Origin of the sequence: Spongiimicrobium sp. 3-5, from assembly GCF_046557915.1 — a bacterium.
GTDB lineage: Bacteria > Bacteroidota > Bacteroidia > Flavobacteriales > Flavobacteriaceae > JBHEBG01.
This window is the reverse complement of record NZ_JBHEBG010000001.1, coordinates 491,571-510,253: the sequence shown is the minus strand read 5'-3', so window position 1 is coordinate 510,253 and position 18,683 is coordinate 491,571. Positions and strand designations below refer to the sequence as shown.

General features: G+C 40.6%; 17 protein-coding genes. 5 read left to right on the top strand and 12 right to left on the bottom strand.

The window, feature by feature from the left end:
* Positions 1-28 precede the first annotated feature (28 nt).
* From ACEQ81_RS02385 to ACEQ81_RS02365, 5 genes are all read right to left on the bottom strand, one after another.
* Positions 29-2,461, bottom strand: a complete 2,433-nt coding sequence (locus ACEQ81_RS02385) for an ABC transporter permease (protein WP_411029243.1) — start codon at positions 2,459-2,461, stop codon at positions 29-31.
* Between the two features lie 20 nt (positions 2,462-2,481).
* The gene (locus tag ACEQ81_RS02380) at positions 2,482-4,893 is read right to left on the bottom strand and encodes an ABC transporter permease (protein WP_411029242.1); all 2,412 of its coding nucleotides are present in this window, start codon (positions 4,891-4,893) and stop codon (positions 2,482-2,484) included.
* Between the two features lie 35 nt (positions 4,894-4,928).
* Complete coding sequence (locus tag ACEQ81_RS02375) at positions 4,929-5,624, bottom strand: ABC transporter ATP-binding protein (RefSeq protein WP_411029241.1); 696 nt, start codon at positions 5,622-5,624, stop codon at positions 4,929-4,931.
* 64 nt (positions 5,625-5,688) lie between these two features.
* The gene (locus tag ACEQ81_RS02370; protein WP_411029240.1) at positions 5,689-6,939 is read right to left on the bottom strand and encodes an efflux RND transporter periplasmic adaptor subunit; all 1,251 of its coding nucleotides are present in this window, start codon (positions 6,937-6,939) and stop codon (positions 5,689-5,691) included.
* A gap of 16 nt (positions 6,940-6,955) precedes the next feature.
* Positions 6,956-8,293 (bottom strand): TolC family protein, encoded by a 1,338-nt coding sequence (locus tag ACEQ81_RS02365; RefSeq protein ID WP_411029239.1) that lies wholly within the window; start codon positions 8,291-8,293, stop codon positions 6,956-6,958.
* 202 nt (positions 8,294-8,495) lie between these two features.
* On the opposite strand from ACEQ81_RS02365, the gene ACEQ81_RS02360 reads away from it, so the two are divergent.
* The 4 genes from ACEQ81_RS02360 (at position 8,496) to ACEQ81_RS02345 (ending at position 12,611) form a co-directional block, all read left to right on the top strand.
* Positions 8,496-9,869, top strand: coding sequence for a sigma-54-dependent transcriptional regulator (locus ACEQ81_RS02360; RefSeq protein WP_411029238.1), 1,374 nt, complete (start codon positions 8,496-8,498; stop codon positions 9,867-9,869).
* Entirely contained in the window at positions 9,859-11,211 is a 1,353-nt protein-coding gene (locus tag ACEQ81_RS02355; RefSeq protein WP_411029237.1) for a sensor histidine kinase, read from the top strand. The genes ACEQ81_RS02360 and ACEQ81_RS02355 overlap by 11 nt, the downstream gene beginning before the upstream one ends.
* Positions 11,212-11,416: 205 nt before the next feature.
* The gene (locus ACEQ81_RS02350; RefSeq protein WP_411029236.1) at positions 11,417-12,073 is read left to right on the top strand and encodes a hypothetical protein; all 657 of its coding nucleotides are present in this window, start codon (positions 11,417-11,419) and stop codon (positions 12,071-12,073) included.
* A gap of 121 nt (positions 12,074-12,194) precedes the next feature.
* Positions 12,195-12,611: a 3-oxoacyl-ACP synthase gene (locus ACEQ81_RS02345; RefSeq protein WP_411029235.1), complete on the top strand. Its 417-nt coding sequence runs from the start codon at positions 12,195-12,197 to the stop codon at positions 12,609-12,611.
* A gap of 5 nt (positions 12,612-12,616) precedes the next feature.
* On the opposite strand, the gene arfB is transcribed toward ACEQ81_RS02345, so the two are convergent.
* From arfB to ACEQ81_RS02310, 7 genes are all read right to left on the bottom strand, one after another.
* On the bottom strand, positions 12,617-13,021 hold the full coding sequence (gene arfB, locus ACEQ81_RS02340) for an alternative ribosome rescue aminoacyl-tRNA hydrolase ArfB (protein ID WP_411029234.1): 405 nt from the start codon (positions 13,019-13,021) through the stop codon (positions 12,617-12,619).
* Positions 13,022-13,026: 5 nt separating this feature from the next.
* The gene (locus ACEQ81_RS02335; protein WP_411029233.1) at positions 13,027-13,998 is read right to left on the bottom strand and encodes an ABC transporter ATP-binding protein; all 972 of its coding nucleotides are present in this window, start codon (positions 13,996-13,998) and stop codon (positions 13,027-13,029) included.
* Between the two features lie 114 nt (positions 13,999-14,112).
* Complete coding sequence (locus ACEQ81_RS02330) at positions 14,113-14,415, bottom strand: antibiotic biosynthesis monooxygenase (RefSeq protein WP_411029232.1); 303 nt, start codon at positions 14,413-14,415, stop codon at positions 14,113-14,115.
* 6 nt (positions 14,416-14,421) lie between these two features.
* Positions 14,422-15,411 (bottom strand): aspartate-semialdehyde dehydrogenase, encoded by a 990-nt coding sequence (locus ACEQ81_RS02325; RefSeq protein ID WP_411029231.1) that lies wholly within the window; start codon positions 15,409-15,411, stop codon positions 14,422-14,424.
* Positions 15,412-15,602: 191 nt separating this feature from the next.
* Positions 15,603-16,007, bottom strand: a complete 405-nt coding sequence (gene mscL / locus ACEQ81_RS02320; protein ID WP_411029230.1) for a large conductance mechanosensitive channel protein MscL — start codon at positions 16,005-16,007, stop codon at positions 15,603-15,605.
* Positions 16,008-16,108: 101 nt separating this feature from the next.
* A complete protein-coding gene (gene alr / locus ACEQ81_RS02315) occupies positions 16,109-17,212 on the bottom strand; it encodes an alanine racemase (protein ID WP_411029229.1) in 1,104 nt (367 codons plus the stop codon).
* A complete protein-coding gene (locus ACEQ81_RS02310; RefSeq protein WP_411029228.1) occupies positions 17,205-17,849 on the bottom strand; it encodes a thymidine kinase in 645 nt (214 codons plus the stop codon). The genes alr and ACEQ81_RS02310 overlap by 8 nt, the downstream gene beginning before the upstream one ends.
* A 111-nt stretch (positions 17,850-17,960) precedes the next feature.
* Between ACEQ81_RS02310 and ACEQ81_RS02305 the strand changes: the two genes are divergently transcribed.
* On the top strand, positions 17,961-18,647 hold the full coding sequence (locus ACEQ81_RS02305; RefSeq protein ID WP_411029227.1) for a hypothetical protein: 687 nt from the start codon (positions 17,961-17,963) through the stop codon (positions 18,645-18,647).
* Positions 18,648-18,683: the final 36 nt, after the last annotated feature.

The following is an 18,683-nucleotide window of genomic DNA, read 5'->3' as shown; positions in this document are numbered from 1 at the left end:
GGTTTTCAATTTTATACCTGTTTATGTGCTACTCTGTACGCAAACTTTTCACCGGGCTGGCAATGGCCGCCTTAATACTCTGATAACTAACGGTTAGGATTGAGATAAGTACAGCCAAAAAAGCTGCGGTTATCAATACCCACCAACTTACCTCTATTCTATAGGAGAAATCTTCTAACCATCTATTCATGGCATACCATCCTAAGGGTAAGGAAACTAAAATGGCGATACCGACCAGCTTTAAGAAATCGAAAGACAACCTATAGGTGATCTGGCCAATGCTGGCTCCTAAAACTTTTCTGATACCTATTTCCTTAGTACGTTTTTCGGCATTAAAAGCAGCCAATCCAAAGAGTCCCAAACAAGCTATTAATATAGACAAGACAGTGAATATGATAAAGATCTGTCCCAACCTACGCTCTGCCTGATAGGTGTTGTTGAAAGATTCGTCCATAAAATAGTAATTGAAAGGCTGTCCGGGTGCTATTTTGTTCCAAATGGCCTCAATGCCGGATACTGCGCCAGGAATATTACCACCACTTAGTTTTATGGCCAAGGAGCTTGTGCTGCTACCCAAAGAAATTGCAAGAGCTCCAATATCTTCGCGCAAGGATTGAAAATGGAAGTTTTTAATTACACCGATAACTGTGGAAAAAGTGGCATTTTGTGACCCCAAATCAGAAGATATTCGCATTCCCAAGACCTCTTTTGGTTGTACCCCTAAAACGGCTACCGCAGATTCATTCAGTAAGATTGCGGTAGAATCCGTGTTGCGCTGGCGGTCAAAATCCCTTCCTTCTATAATTTCTAGATTTAGGGTAGACGCATAATCGTGATCTACCCTCCAATTTTCCATATTCAATGCTTGCTCCTGGTCCATGGCCCCCTCTTTAAAAAAGGTACTGCTACTTCTATTGGAAGGTGTAGGTAAAAAAGCACTCAACGAAGCGTTTTTCACCTGACCAAGTTGAAGCACTTCTTCCTTAAAAGACTGTACCTGGTTTCCGGCACCATAAACATCATCTACCACAAGGACCTGATCTTTGGTAAAGCCCAGGTCTTTGGTCTGAATGAATTGTAGCTGTTGATAGACTACCAATGTGCTTACAACCAAGAATACCGAAATGGCAAATTGAAAGATAACCAAGGAATTTCTAATGTTGCCGCCCCCAACATTGGTTTTCCCCACTCCTTTTAAGACTTTGACTGGAGTAAAATTTGACATGAAGAAGGCTGGATACGCTCCTGAAAAAAGGGCCAACAAAGCTGTGGAAGCAATTAAAATCAACCAGAAAAACGGATTGGTGAATGGTATGGCAACGGTTTTGCCGGCGACATTGTTGAAAAGGGGTAATACTGCCATGGAAATAACCAGTGCCAATAATAGGGAAACAAATGAAATAAGGCCAGATTCTGTTAGAAATTGACTTATCAGCACCGATTTGTTAGAGCCCAATGTTTTTCGGATACCTACTTCTTTTGCTCTTTTTAATGAATGCGCGGTAGAAAGGTTCATAAAATTTACGCTTGCCAATACAATTAAGAAAGCGGCAATAAAGGAAAGGATATATACGTTTTGAATGCTTCCATTGACACTTAGCTCCGCTTTTCTCTCGGAATGCAAATGAATATCCTTTAGGGGGATGGTGCTATAGTTTAGGTAGTTGCCAGAGGCGATAAATTGTTCCTCCGTAATACCAGGATAAAACGCTTGTGCCCAAGGAATCAGATAGGTTCCCATTATGGACTGCAGCGGAGCCTGAAAATCTGCTATGCTTGCACTCGGTATCATTTTAATAAAAGTGGTATAGTTGTGGCTACCCCATGCACCTTTTTGGGGATCATCAAAACCGGCCATTGCCATAAAAACACTGTATTCTCGGAAAATGCTGTTCCTGGGCATATCTTCCATTACCCCGGTTACAGTGTAAGTGTCGTTATTGTTCAATAACAAGGTTTGGCCCAATGCTTCTTGTGTCCCAAAATGTTTAGCGGCCGCGGTTTTGGTTAAAACCAAGGTGTTGCGTTCTTTCAAAGCTGTTTTTGGGTCACCTTCCAGGAGGTCTAGGCCAAACATTTTAAAAAAAGTAGAATCTGCATAGGCGGTGGCCGTTTCTTTAACGTTCATGGGCGCATCGCTCTTTTTTATCAGCATACTGCCTAGGCTCATTATACGGGTGGCAAGTTCTACCTGCTCATAATCCCTTTCCAAGGTATAGGCCATTGGCTCAGAAACTTCCGCAAGCTCTTCAGCCGCACCTCCAAATTTAGCATCGGCATTTATCCTGTGAATGCGGTCTGCATCCGCAAACATGGAGTCAAAACTAAGCTCATCATAGATGTAAAGAGAAATTAACAAGCTTCCTGCAATACCAACGGCTAGGCCAAAAGTGTTTAGGAAAGTAAAGAAGGGCTGCTTTTTAAGACTTCGCCAGGCTATTTTTAAGTGATTTTTAAACATGATCGTTCGTTTTTGATGATTTATTCAGTGCGTAAACTCTTTACAGGATTGGCCAAGGAAGCTTTAATAGATTGAAAACTAACGGTTAACCAGGCAACTACCACAATGGTAATAAACGGCCAAACAAAGAAAGACCAGTGCATGGGTATGCTAAAGGCATAGCCTTGCAACCAATTTTTGGCCATAAACCAGGCAAGAGGTATGGTTATTAGAAAGGAAAGGATCAGTAAAAGTGCAAACTCTTTGTACAATAGTTTTAGGATGCTTTTAACCGTTGCACCCAATACTTTTCTAATCCCTATTTCCTTTGTGCGTTGAAGAGAGGTAAAGGAAGCTAAACCAAATAATCCCAAACAAGCTACGAAAATGGCAAGCACCGTAAATAATCCGAAAACCTGTCCAAATCTATGGTCGGCTTTGTATTGCTCGTTGAAACGGTCGTCAAGAAAAAAATACTCAAAGGTGTTTCCTGGGAAAAAGGTATCCCACTCACTTTCTATTTGGGTTATGGTCTGCGCAATATTATTGATGCCCGATTTTATGGAGAAATGTCCGTAAACCGAAGGAACAAGCCTAAGGATCATTGGATCAAACGCGGTGTGCAATGACTGTTGATGAAAGTTTTCCACAACACCTACAATAGTACATTGATCTCCCCAAAACTCTATTTGTTTGCCAATGGCATCTTCAGGATTGTCGAAACCCAAATGGTTTACCCCGGCACGATTAAAGATAACGGTCTCTTCATCCGCGCCAAAATCTTCGGAAAAAGTACGGCCTGCTATCATTTTCATACCAAAGAAATCTACAAAATCGTGGTCTACCCGTAAAAAACGGTATTGCTTTTGTTTGGACTCGTCTTCGCCAATAAGCCTTATTCCCCCTGCATTATGTCCTTCTCCTTGGCCCGGTACCATAGAAGATACCGCTACCTTACTTATGGAAGGATATTGCAACAAGGACGCTTTAAGTGCCTTCTTCTGTGTTAGGAAAGTGGAATCTGAAACAATAGGTGGCTTTACAACTATAGTCCGATCAATATCGATTCCCAAAGATTGGCTACGCATAAATTGTATTTGTTGATATACCACTAAAGAACCTATTAATAAGAATAGGGAAGCTGTAAACTGAAGGACCACCAGAGATTTTCGTAAAAGCGAGCCTTGCTTTGTGCTTACCATCTTTCCCTTGAGCACCTCGGCCGGTTTAAAACGGGAGAGCACAAGAGCTGGATAAAAACCCGATAGGATTACCCCAATAACGAAGAGTAAAGAAAGCCCCAACCAAAAACTTCCCTTTGTAAGCAGCTCGTAAGATACGGGCTGGCCCGAAAGCTGATTAAAAAAAGGTAATACCAGAAGCATAATGATAAGGGCCAAGACCAACGCTAGGGCATTGAACATGGCCGACTCAAAAAAGAACTGCACAATAAGCTGTCCGCGTTGCGAACCTACAGATTTGCGTATACCTACCTCTTTGGCACGGCCTATAGCCCGTGCTGTTGCAAGATTAATATAATTTACCCACGCAATTGCAATAATGAAAAAGGCGATCGCCAAGAGCAAATATACCGTTTTGGCGTCTCCATTAGGCTCAGGTTCCTCCATATAATTGGAGTGAAGATGTATATCCGTTATAGGCTGTAAATTGTAAGTAACAGAGGAGTTAAATCTTTCCAAAAACTCCCCTACCTGTTCTTCCACAATAGGAATAAACTTTTCCTCTACCCTTCTGGGATCTGCATTTTTTCCTAACCGCACATAGGACAGACAGCCATCCCAGGCCCAGGCGTTTTCCGGATCGTTTCTTTCTTGAAAATTTAGAAATGTGGCGTACGAGGCTAAAAAGTTGGGTTTTAATTGTGTGTTGGCAGGCATATCGCTAAATACCCCGGTAATCTTATAATCTACGTCCCCACTGATCTTAAGGGTCTTGCCAATTACGTCTTTTGTCCCGAATATTTGTAATGCCGTTGTTTCAGAAATGGCGGCCGTATTAGGTTCGTCCAGTACGGTTCCAATTTCACCATCTATCAAAGGATATGAAAAAATATCAAAAAAAGAGGTTTGTGTAAAAAATACTTTTTCAATTCTCAAAGGGGCATTGTTTACCTCAACTACGATGTCCCCGGCCGGTACTACCTTAACGTATTCTTCTATTTCTGGTATGGCTTCCTTAAAATGATTGCCAACAGCAAAAGCACCAGCTGCCCATTGCGTAGAGAGTTTACCATTATCATATCGGTCTTGTTGAATTCGATAAACATGCTCTTTATTAACATGGAAATCCTCATAACTAAGTTCAAAAGCCACGTATTGTAATATAAGTAGACAGGCTACGATACCAATAGCCAGCCCCCCAATATTGAGACTGGAATATACCTTGTTTCTGAGCAGATTTCTCCAAGCGATTTTTAAATGATTTTTTAGCATGATTGATTTTTGATTATGAATAAACCCCAATGGTTTTATACACTTGCGCCTATAGCCCTATTTTGACTTTCCGTTACAACTTGTCCGTCAAAAAGATTGATTACCCTATGCGCGTAGTGCGAGTCGCGATCAGAATGTGTAACCATTACAATGGTGGTTCCTTCCTGATTGAGTTCTGTAAGCAGATTCATAACTTCAATTCCGTTTTTGGAATCCAAGTTCCCAGTAGGTTCATCTGCTAAAATTAGTTTTGGATTGGTAACTACAGCTCTAGAAATGGCAACACGTTGTTGTTGTCCCCCAGAGAGTTGTTGTGGAAAGTGTTTTTCCCTGTGGGCAATTTTCATTCGTTCTAAAACCTTTCGCACCTTTTCCTTGCGTTCGCTCTTTTTCATTTTAAGATAAATGAGGGGGAGCTCTACATTTTCGTATACGGTAAGCTCATCGATAAGGTTAAAACTTTGGAAAACAAAGCCCAGGTTGCCTTTGCGCAATTGGGTGCGTTGGCTTTCCTTTAAGCCACCTACCTCATGGCCGCCAAATTGGTAACTACCCGCCGTAGGATTGTCTAACATTCCAATAATGTTCAAAAGTGTAGATTTTCCACATCCCGATGGGCCCATAATGGCAACAAATTCGCCCTCGGCAACCTTTAGGTCAACCTGGTTAAGAGCCAAGGTTTCCACTTCTTCTGTTCTAAAACTCTTTTTTAATTCTTGTATCTGTATCATTGTGCTTATTAATTTACTTCTTCGGACTGTGGACCGGTTGAAGTTTGATTGATTATTAATATCCTTATTTCAATACTATTTTTTCGGCCTCTCCAAAGCTATCATAATTGGAGGTTAGCACTTGTTCTCCAGGGGCCAAGCCGTCTAAAACTTCGTAAAACCTGGAATTCTGTTTCCCAATGCGAATAGATCTGCGCAGGGCAAAGTCGCCCGAAGGGTCTATTACAAATACCCATTGTCCTCCGGTGCTTTGGAAAAAACTTCCTTTTGGAAGCAAAAGGGCATCGCTAGACTCGCCTAACTGAAGCTTTATGTTGTAACTCTGCCCCGTGCGTATGGTTTCGGGTTTTTGAGCCTTAAAAACAAGATCAACTTTAAACCTGCCATTTCTTACTTCTGGGTATACCTTGCGTAATCTTAAAATGTACTCGGTTTCGTTGCGCTCTAAAGAAGCGGTTAGGTCTCGTATTACCCGATCTATGTAATGCTCGTCAATGGCAGCTTCAATTTTATAATCTGTAAGTACGTTTAATTGCCCAATACGCTGTCCCTGGGAAATATTCTGGCCTATTTCGGCATCCAAAAAACCCAACTGGCCATCGGCTGGGGCACGTACGTTTAGGTGGTCTAACCGCTCATAGACCATGGAAAGAGTTTTTTGCATACGCACTAAATCGCTATCCAAACCAGAAAGTGAGGTACGGCGCAGCGCATCGTCTTGCTCGGTTTGTAGTTTAATGATCTCGTGCTGTTTTTTGGAGAGTTCATAATTTTCCTTGGATAATAGAAATGTTTCCTTAGAGATTAGTTCGTCTTCATACAATGCCTTGTTTTGCTCATAGTTCCTTTCCAATCTTTGGAGGTTGTATACGGCACTTACCAAGTCTTTTTTGCCCTCTACCTGTCTAGAATCGAAGGTTAGCTTGGTAGAACGCAAATCGTTTTGTTTTAGGGCCAAATTACTTTCACTCGCCAAAATTTGTTCGTAAAGACCACTGTTTTCGAGTTTTAGGATAATATCGCCCTTTTTTACCATGGCACCTTCCTCAATGAGTTTTTCCGTAACTCGGCCCCCTTCATAAGCATCCATATAAATAGTGGTAATCGGGGCAACGTTGCCATTTATGGTGATGTAATCGTCAAATTTGCCCTCCACAACCTCACTAATGGATAGTTTGTCCTTTTCGGTCCTAAATGTAGTAACCGAATTACCGAACACCATTTTGTAACCGGCGAAGAGCAAAATCAACCCAATGGCGATGTAACCATAATGTTTTGGCCTTAACCCTTTTTTCTTTTCTAATTGTATATCCATTTTACTGTAATTCTTGCTAATTAATATTAAAGATTGGCAATCCCCTATAAAAGGCAAGCGTGCTTTCGTTCACTTTTAAACGAATACTAACCAAGAGATTTTCGTTCTTTGCGTTAGCTGCTAAATTTTTTGCCGTATTTAGATCCAAGGCGTTTATTAAGCCTTTTTCATATCTTTTTTGTGCTATGCTAAAGGCAAGGTCCTGTGCCGCCACACGTTGTATACCCTGCTCATATTCTACAATTAGTGCTTTATTCTCCTGTACCAGTTGTTGTATTAGTTGATAGAGCTCTTGCTCTTGAATGTCTAGATTGTTCTTTGCACGTAGCTGTGCTATTTTTTGTTGTTTTATTCCAGACCTCAAAGACCATCCACTACTGATAGGCACGGTTAAGGAAATACCAACAATTTTTGATATGTTATCGGATATTTGCGTGCGATAGGGAATAACTTCTCCGAAATCGTCCACATTGGTTTCAAAATATCCAGTTCCAAAGCCTGCGAAGACCGATAATGAAGGGTACAGCCTTCCCCTAGAGACCGCCAAGTTCTTTTGGGCCGCTTGGACCCTTAATTGTTCTGCCTTTATTAGAGGGATAAAGCCTTTTGCCGTATTGTAAACGGAGTCTACATCCATTGGCTGAGCCTCTTGGGCTACTTCATCCAAGGTGGTTCTCAACGAAATGTTGTCTACATCTTCCAGATTCATCTCCTGGGCTAAACTAAGACGGGCAGCAGCTAGTTGATTTTCATTTTGAGTGGCCGCCAGCTTATCCGTAAGCAATGAAGACTCTGCTTCATATAGATCTGCGCCGGCCATTAGCCCCAATTCTATTTGTTTTTTCACCAAGTTGTAGTTGGCTTGGGAGATGGCCACTTGTTCATCGGAGATTGCCTTTAGGCCTTCAAAAAACCTAATGTTGTAAAATGCGGACATAACCCGAAAGGCCAATAGGTACTTTTGCTGCAAAACATCTTCCATGGATGCTTTATAAAGAAACTTGGACGCTCTAATAGCATTTAGTTTTTGGAACCCTTGGAAAAGATCTACGGAAGCGTCCAAAGAGTAATTGTTAGAAAAGAACTCGGTATTAACAATATCATTATTGTTAGGATCTATAGATCTACCAAAACGTATATTGTAATCCGAAGACCCACTTAGGCCCGGCAAGAGGTTTCTAACAGATTGCCTATAAGTTTCCTTGCCAGAATCGGCATTGTACTTAAATTCTTTTAGTTGTAGATTATGCTCTATGGCGTAGGCAACGCAATCGTCCAACGACCAGTTTTCCTGTGCAATCAAAGATCCTGAAAACAACAGCCAAAAGAAGAAAATGTAATTTTTATTAATCATATTAGAATACTATGCCATAAGCTTAGCTACTCTTGTGCCAAAAACATAACCTGCTTATAATCAATGATGTAAATGGATATTTTTTTGTAATGAGATTCAGAGTGTCAAATAGTTATACAAAAAGCGTAAAATTATTTTACACTTTTTTGAAAAACTGATGTGTGATTAGTAGCTTTAAACCTGGTTATATAATTGAGGAACAATGACAGATGGTAAGATTTTAATAGTTGATGACAACAAAAGTGTACTAAGCGCTCTGGAAATTCTGATGCAGCACGAATATAGCGGAGTGCAAACAATTTCTAACCCCAATCAAATTTCTTCTTTCCCTAATTTGGCCAGCTTTGATATTGTGTTACTGGACATGAATTTTTCCGCAGGGGTCAATACAGGGAATGAAGGACTTTTTTGGCTTAAGGAAATAAAGAAAAAAGCACCGCATACCTCGGTAATTATGATGACTGCTTATGGTGCAATAGACCTTGCAGTAGTTGCCCTAAAGGAAGGGGCCAGCGACTTTATTCTTAAACCCTGGAACAATGAGAAACTTTTAGTCACGGTTAAATCGGCCTATAAGCTGCGGAAATCACAAAAGGAAATAAGGCTACTAAAGCAGAAAGAAAGCAACTTAAAGCAGGTTATAAATCAGGACAAGAATTACATTGTAGGTAACTCAAAAGCACTATCGTCTGTCCTAAATTTAACCCGAAAAGTGGCAAAGACAGATGTAAATGTGCTAATAACCGGAGAAAATGGTACGGGCAAGGAACTTATTGCCCGGGAAGTACATAGAATGTCTAAAAGGAAAGACGAGATTTTTATAGCTGTGGACATGGGATCTATTTCCGAAACCTTATTTGAAAGTGAACTTTTTGGGCATTTAAAGGGTGCGTTCACCGATGCAAAGGAAGATCGTGCGGGTAAGTTTGAAGCCGCTCATGGAGGCACATTGTTTTTGGATGAAATTGGGAACCTTTCCTTGCAAACGCAGGCAAAATTGTTATCCGCTATTCAAAATAGGGTTGTAGTACGTGTAGGCTCTAATACCCCCATCCCCGTTAATATTAGATTGGTATGTGCCACCAATTGTAATTTGGACCAAATGGTAGCAGAGGGTCTCTTTAGGGAGGATCTATTGTATAGGATAAATACCATACATATATCCATGCCCGCCCTACGCGAACGCGAAGGTGATATATTGATTTTGGCCGATTTTTACCTAAAGCGGTTCTCTCAAAAATATGATAAACAAGGACTGAGAATAAACAACTTGGCACAAGAGCGATTAATGGCATACACTTGGCCAGGAAACATTAGAGAGCTACAACATACGGTAGAAAGAGCGGTTATCTTATGCGAGGGAAATGTTTTGAAACCAGCCGATTTTCTGTTGAACCCCAAGAGCATAACCCCAATGGATACCGGCCCGGCCACCTTAAGCGAGATGGAACAGCTTATGATAACCAATGCGCTAAGCAAACACGATGGTAATTATAGTGCCGCAGCGGAACAACTTGGTATCACTAGGCAAACACTTTATAATAAAATAAAGAAAATGGGTGTAAATGGCAAGTAGAAATTTTTACATCCAACTTATTTTTAGGGTAATCCTAATAACCCTTACTTCTTTGGGAGTAGCTTATGCCCTGTTTTGGGAAAGGTATTTTTTAATGTCGTTTTTGGCATTTATACTGGTACTACAAGCGTACCTGTTGATTACCTATATTAACAGCACCAACCTTAAGATTGCCTATTTTTTTAATGCCATTCGGAATGAGGATTTTACCCTCAGGTTTCCTGAGAAAGTGTCGATAAAATCATTTAAAGAATTAAATCATAGCCTCAACCGGGTAAACGGACTTATCCAAGAAGTGCATTTAAAGTTACAGACCAGGGAACAGTACTATCAGGAAATTTTAAAGCAAGCAAACATAGGTATTCTTACCTACAATGAGAAAGGCCATATTCTTTATGCCAATCCCACTGTGGAAAAGCTTTTAAATCATAAACCGCTTAATCATATAAAACAACTTGGACAGGTAGACGAGAAGTTGTATAGCCTTTTTGCGCAACTACGTCCTTTTGACAATAAGCTTTTTCAACTAACCAATGAACGCGAAAAAACCCAACTTGCCTTAAAGGCCACGGCGTTAAAATTAGATGGTGAACCTTTGTTGCTGGTGGTTGTCCAGGATATTCATAAAGAATTGGAGGAAAAAGAAACCGATTCTTGGGTACGCCTTATACGGGTACTTACACATGAAATAATGAATACCATTGCACCCATTACCTCTATTTCGGAATCTATCTTAAAATATTTCAAAAAAGGAGAAGGCTTGGTGGCAAAAAAGGATTTGGCAGAGACCGATATTACAAGCACAACCAAAGGGCTTCAGGTAATTAGGGAGCAAGGGGGTAACCTTATGAGTTTTGTGCAATCTTATAGGAGTTTCCTGAGCATCCCAGCGCCAGATAAAGAATTGGTCTCAGCCTTTAAGTTGCTAGAAAAGGTGAAGGTTTTTCTAACCCAAGATGGTCTTTCGGAAACCGTTTCTTTTGATGTTGAGGTGGCTCCAAAGGAACTAGAGTTGTATGTAGATGAGAAGCAACTTATGCAGGTACTCATTAATCTTAGCAAAAATGCCCTGCAATCACTTTCCAATACCGCTGATGCCCGTATTAAGGTATTGGCATCAAGAGATAATCATGGAAAGAGTTTTATAGCCATTAGCGATAATGGTCCAGGAATACCCCCAGAATTGATCGATGAGATTTTCGTTCCCTTTTTTACCACCAAAAATTCTGGTACCGGAATAGGTCTTAGCTTATCTAGGCAGATTATTCGTTTGCACGGTGGAAATTTAAAGGTGAGGTCGCTCCCCAACAAGGAAACAACATTTACAATGGTCTTCGATTAAGACAAAATGAGTTTTTCCTTTCCTAAGATTCTAACCGGTGTTACTCCAAAATTTGTTTGTTGAACGGAAAAAACAAACGGCTGATGGAGTTAGTTTCTCCTTTTATAATTATAGTCGTTTCTTGTTAGATTATGCAGAATGAACCAAATATTCTTGCTTATTGCGGGCTAAAGGTTTTGCGCAAAGACTAACGATTAACACTATTATGAAAAGGGATGGACATTGCTATATTGTAATTACCGCTATGGCTTTGCCGTTACTTTTTTTAATAGCAAGTTGTGCGGCTCCCACTACAAACTTTAAACGCGAATACCGTAAAATCTGGAAGGAAACCATAAAATCCGAAGCGTGGTTTAATTCACTTCAAAACACCAAAGAAAACGATTTGGCAGAAGACATTAGCCTGTATTCCAGCACTGCGGATGAGGTTGTCCCTCTAGAGGAAGAGATGCCGACCTCTACTAAAAATATACTTTTCTTGGAAAAATACCACTTCTTGGTCTCTAGAGCATATTTTAAGATAATCGCCCAAGCAGAAAATGCCGATGACAGGCTTAGGGAAACCTATGAGCGACTTAAGTTGGAAAAACAACAGGGGTTTAAGAAGAACACTAAAGATTTAAAGGGCGATTTGGCATTGGCCACAAAAAGATATCATGCGCATAGGGAAATGTTGGAGGGCCTTAGGTCTTGGAATATTTTTAGCCCAAACAGGTCTAATGATCTGGATTTTTTTAAGGAGGAAAACACAAAAGAGGTCTTTACCATGTGGTTGGATGGTGAAACGGATGATACTATAATCAACTTTTTAGTCTACAAACTGGCGGACCTCTATCATTTTAATTCGGAGGCCAAGAACTAAATAGAAAGGCATACATTTTAACCCATAATTCTTCGATTACTTAAACTTGGCTATGCTTCAATTCCCGTATTTTTGTTGAATGGGTAATAAAGTGCTTAAAGAAAAGCTGTTTGCATTTTGCATGAAATTTGTTGATGACAGAATTATGGGAATTAAGGGCCAAATGGAAGAAATAGTACAAGCCCTAGGTTCGGAGACCAAAAGCAGCGCTGGGGACAAACACGAAACCGGACGTGCCATGTTGCAGTTAGAGCGCGAGAAGTTTGGGCAGCAGTTGGCGGCGGCCGAAAAAATAAAGCATGTACTGCATAAAACAGCGTTGGATAGGGAAGGGAACACTGTGGGTCCGGGAAGTTTGGTACTTACCAATAATGCCAATTATTTTATAGCTATATCTGCGGGGAATTATATCGAAAATGAGCTATCGGTTTATTGTATTTCTGTAAATACACCTATGGCAAAGGTGCTTTTGGGCAAATCCGAAAAGGATACTTTTGTTTTTAATGGGAACGAAGGGGTAATCTTGAAAATTGTTTAATTACGTTAGTCCAAATCCGTCTTTTTTCTACCCAATTTTTTTTCCGAAGTTTTTTGTTTCGCTTTCAAGCGCTTTTCGATGGCCGATTTGGAAGGTTTTGTTTTTCTTCTTTTTTTTGGGACTTTCAGCACATTCTCAATAACCTCCAAAAAACGCTTCACTACCAGTTCTTTATTTTTATGCTGACTCCTTGTGGTATCGCCATGCATAATTAGCAAACCTTCCTTTGTTAAACGCTGACCCAATTTCTCCTGCAAGCGTACTTTTTCTTCATCGGATAGCGCCATGGAGCTATTAAGATCAAAGGTCAACATTACCTTGGTAGCCACCTTGTTTACGTGTTGCCCTCCCGCACCACTGCTGCGAACGGCCTTAAACCGCAATTCCTGTTCTATGAGTGCTTTGTCCAAAATGCTTATACCAGTCTTTTGTTTATGGTTTCCAAAGATATGTTTAGAAACACTTCTGCCTCGGAATCCAAATGTAATGAAGAATTAAAATATATGGTCTGATCTTCGGAACAACCTTCAACCAAAAAATGGCTTCCCATGGGATAGCATTTTTTTACTGTTACCGAGAGTCCGGATGTTTGCGAAACTTTAAACTCATGGGCGTAAACAATAATCCGTCTCTTTGTATCCGCATAGGACTTTACAATATTTACGGGAATCTCATTGGCTTCTCCAAATAAGGAAGCAATGTATAGGCTTTTTGGGTTCTGGTATAGCGCTGTTGTGGGTTCGTCTGCAATGATATGCTGATCTTTAAGCACAATTACCCGGTCTGCAAAGGGTAATACATCATTATAATCATGGGTAGCAGTTAAACAAGTAATGCCTTGCTTTTTTAAATAAGCGAATAGCTTTCTGCGCAGACCGTTCTTTCTAAAATTATCGATATGGCTAAAAGGTTCGTCTAATAAAAGTATTTCGGGTTCTTGGGCCAACACTCTGGCAAGAGCCACGCGCTGTTGTTGCCCACCGCTTAAATTTTTCACTTTGGTATTGGCAAAAGCCTCCATTTCTATCATTTTTAGAAGCTCTTGGGTACGCCTTTCCATTTCTTCAAGATCAAAAACGGATAGATATTGACTTACGTTCTCCCGTACCGTAGTAAATGGCATTAAATCAAAGTCTTGGGAAAGGTACTTCATATAAGGTTCTCCAGGGACAAGGCTGTACAAGGGCCCCATCACCCGTGTTTCGTTCCAAAACACCTCACCTACATTTATATGCAAAAGTCCATATACAATTTTTAGCAAGGTGCTCTTTCCACATCCGCTTTCGCCAATTATGGACAAGTGTTCGCCCTTACCAACTTCAAAGCTAATATCTGCAAGGACCGGTGCTTCATCATAGGCAAAGGAGACATTAGCTATTTGTAACATATAATTACTTCCGATTTTGTTTGGGATAAAAAAATCCATCTCTATTAGAAACGGATTTTGGATTAAAATATTGATTAAATACTAGAAATATATGTCTATGAATTTATCCGATAGTTAGGATGCGAAAACTTCCATATGCTGCACGTGTTCCTCAAACTCTAGGAGGAAGTTCTGGTCTTCGGGATAATACTTGGCCTTTGTATAATCATCCCCTGCAAAATTCTTTATTACTTCCAGATTTTCCCAGTAGGTAATAAGCGTAAAATGGCCTTCGTTATTTTCTAGATGCCTCAAAAAACGTAAACCTCTAAAACCTATTGTCTTTTTATAATCTGGAATGGCCAGTTTTTTCAATAAAACGGTATAGGCATCATAGTTTTGCTTGCTGGTCTTCCCATGCCAAATCCTTGCTATCATAATGGTTTAGACCAAGTTGTTTTCCCTTAAATATTCCGCTATCTGTACAGCGTTGGTAGCTGCTCCTTTTCTAAGGTTATCGGATACGATCCAAAGGTTGAGTGTATTTCTTTGGGTCTCATCTCGCCGTATTCTACCTACAAAAACATCGTCTTTGTCATGTGCATAAATGGGCATGGGGTAGGTATTGGTATCGGGATTGTCCTGTACCACAATACCCGGAGTATCGCTAAGCAATTTGCGTACATCACTAAGCTCGAAGTCATTTTCGAACTCCACGTTTACCGATTCGGAATGCCCTCCGGCAGTAGGGATTCGTACGGCGGTGGCACTTACGGAAAAGGTGCGATCATCCAATATTTTTTGCGGCTCACGGGCCAATTTCATTTCTTCTTTGGTATACCCGTTCTCTAAAAACACATCGCAATGGGGCAAGGCATTTCTATTTATAGGGTAGGGATAGGCCATTTCCCCTTGTACACCGGCCATTTCGTTTTCCAATTGTTTTACAGCTTTCACCCCAGTACCGGAAACAGACTGGTAGGTAGAAATTACCACACGTTTCATCTTATATTTAAGATGTAATGGGTTAAGGGCCATAACCAGTTGAATTGTGGAACAATTGGGGTTGGCAATAATCTTATCTTCTTTGGTAAGTGTGGAAGCATTAATTTCCGGAACCACCAATTTTTTATCAGGATCCATGCGCCATGCCGAAGAATTGTCTACTACGGTGGTACCAACGGCCGCAAACTTTGGGGCCCATTCCAAGGAAGTATCGCCTCCTGCCGAAAATATGGCCAAATCAGGCTGTGCCGCTACAGCGTCTGCCAGTCCAATAATTGTATATTCGGATCCCCGATAAGACATGGTTTTACCAACGGATCGTTCAGAGGCCACCAATAACAATTCCGAAATCGGAAAATTACGTTCGGCCAATACCTTCAACATTACTTCTCCCACCATCCCAGTGGCTCCTACAACTGCTACTTTCATTAGTTCAGAATTTAAAGCACAAATGTAATTCAATAGAAATCATTGGGCAAGTACGAAGAACAGGAATAATTAAAATATAACAATTTGTTACAAATAAAACAACCGTTGATCTAACTGCGATTGGCCGATCAACGGTTTTAAAATAATTATGTAGTGCAGCGGTCTGCACGGAAACTACTTCCGCTTAATTCCTATTGTTTTTTAAGCAAATCTCTTATTTCCGCCAATAGTTCTTCCTGACTTGGTCCAGAGGGTGCTGGAGGAGCAGGAGGCGTTTTTGTTTTGTTGTATGCCTTTACGATAATAAACATTACAAAGCCTACAATGATCAAGTTTACGATTGTGTTCACCCAGGCGCCCCATCGTATTGCATTTTCGGCAACGTAGCCTTCGGATCCTTCTGTACCGGCAGCTTCAGTAAGTACCACCTTAAGGTTGGCGAAATCCATCCCACCTGCAAAATGACCTACAACTGGCATAACAATGTCCGAAACAAATCCGTTCACTACCAGTCCAACGGCACCGGCCATGATGACGGCCACGGCAAATTCAATGACATTGCCCGTCATAATAAAATTCTTAAATTCTTTTAACATCTCTTAGGGTTTTAATAGTTAATGATTTAGTTGATGTGCACTAGGATGCAATATAATCAAAAAAAAGATTTCTTAACAAAATGTTAATTAACCATATCTGTCTAGATTAGCACTCGTTTTACACGTTGCGAAATCCCGGTAAGTAATTCATAAGATATGGTATCTGCGAAGGAAGCAAAGGTTTCTGCACTAGGGTCCTGTCCAAAAATAACGACCTCATCACCAGCCTGGCAATCGATGTCCGTAACATCTATCATGATCATATCCATGCAGACATTACCAACAATTGGTGCTTGTTTGCCTTTTACGCTTACATATGCTTTGCCGTTTCCAAAGTGCCTTCCTATACCATCTGCATGGCCCAAAGGAAGTGTGGCCGTTACCCTTGGTTTTTTAGCACTAAATGCCCTATTGTACCCAACACTTTCGTTAGGTGCTATTTTATGGAGTTGTGATATTACCGTTTTCAATGCGGCAACGGGCCTTAGCTCCATGTCAATTGCGGCATCGTTGCCAAAACCATATAACCCAATGCCACTGCGCACCATTTCAAATTGAGCTTCGGGATAATTAATAATTCCAGATGTATTCAGAACATGTCTGAATGGGACATAACCAAGTTTGTCTTGTAAATCTTCCGTGATTTTTTTAAAGACCGCAATTTGATTTTGGGTAAAGGCCTTTTCCCTGATATCCTCAGAAGCCGCCAAGTGCGAAAAGACAGATTTTACTTTGATGGCTGCATTGTCCGCTAGTTGCTCTATAATGTAATCCACATCATTTTCCCCAAACCCCAACCTGTTTAATCCGGTATTGAATTTAAGATGCACGGGATATGCTTCTTTTCTTTTTTTTACGGCAGTTTCCAAAAAAAACCGCAATACTTTTGGTGAATACAGACTAGGTTCTAAACCGTGTGCTATGATCGAATTAAAATTAACGGGTTGCGGGTGTAGAACAAGAATAGGCGTGGTAATGCCTGCGTTTCTTAGCGCAACGCCTTCATTGGCATAGGCTACAGCAAAATAATCTACTCCAAGTGCTACCAGCTTTTCTGCAATTTTTATGGCATCACTGCCGTAAGCAAAAGCCTTTACAACGGCCAAAAATTTGGTGTTGGGGTCTAATCGGGATTTTAAATATTTAAAATTGTGGGAAAGGGCACTTAGATCAATTTCCAGAACAGTTTCGGTTGCTTTAGGCATTGGCGTCCTTTTTGTTTCCAACAACTTCTTCGTCATTAACCTCCATATGCACAATTTTTTCACGCAACATAGCTTTAAAGAATGCAGCTCTGCTTAGCGGCTCGTATTCCTCGGTTTCCCCGATCAGGACCAAATTATCGTTATTGGATTTTCTAAAGCTGTAGTTGGCCAAGTTTCCGGTGCGGGTGCAAATGGCATGCACCTTGGTTACGTATTCTGCCGTGGCCATTAATGCCGGCATGGGACCAAAAGGGTTGCCTTTAAAATCCATATCGAGCCCTGCTACCACCACCCGTATACCCTTGTTTGCCAAATCATTGCAGACTGCCACGATTTCATCATCAAAAAATTGGGCCTCATCGATGCCCACAACATCGCAACCGTCTGCTAAAAGCCTAATATTGGTTGATGCCGGTACTGGAGTGGAGCGTATTTCATTATCGTCATGGGACACCACCATGTCCTCGCGGTAACGGGTATCCACTATAGGTTTAAAAATCTCTACTTTCTGTTTGGCGAATTTAGCCCGCTTCAATCTTCTGATCAGTTCCTCGGTCTTGCCAGAGAACATAGACCCGCAGATAACTTCTATCCAACCGAATTGTTCTTTATGATTAACAGTATTTTCGAGAAACATTTTGTAATTTTAGACGAAAATAACGGGTTTTTTCGTTCTATATTAAGGAAGTTTAAAATTAATAAAGAAAGATAGACTTTTCTAGAAAAGAGAAAATAAAAGTTTTAGTTGATGAAAAGAAAATTGAAAGAGGAATTAACGCGGTTATCCACGGACATTATCACCTCTCGCGGAATGAAGGATATAGACTCTCTTTATGAGGCTGCCAAGGCCTTGTATGAGAAATTGGCGGTGCTTAAGTATATCGATGAGAAACTTAATGATATAGAAATTGACGTTTCCAAAAATGCGGTTGCCGCCAAATTTGAAAAAATGGCGAATGCGGTTATGGATGCCAACACCTCGGTTCCGGAAAACAATCCGCACGATGAGGATATTATTACTCCAGGGATAGATACCATAAAGGATATGGTTTCCGAAATGCCTACGGCAGCGGAGGCCGAAAAGGTATTTGCAGAATTTATAGCAAAGCCAGACCTAATGAAGAATGATATGGAGCAAACCGCTCCGGATACCCTAAATGGAACTAATGAATCAGTTAAGGGCAAATCATTAAACGATAGTGCCGTTAATGATATTTCTGTTGGTCTAAACGATAGGTTGGCGTTTGTGAAGCATCTTTTTAATGACAGTTCTGAAGATTACAATAGAGTAATTTCTCAATTGAATACGATAGACACCCAAGAGCGATCTGTTGCGTTTGTTGAGAATATGGTTAAGCCAGATTATAACAACTGGCAGGGAAAAGAGGCGTATGAGCTTCGTTTTATGGCCTTGATAGCCCGAAAGTTTTCTTAAAACCCGGGATTACCACCTTGTAGACGTAAAGAATCT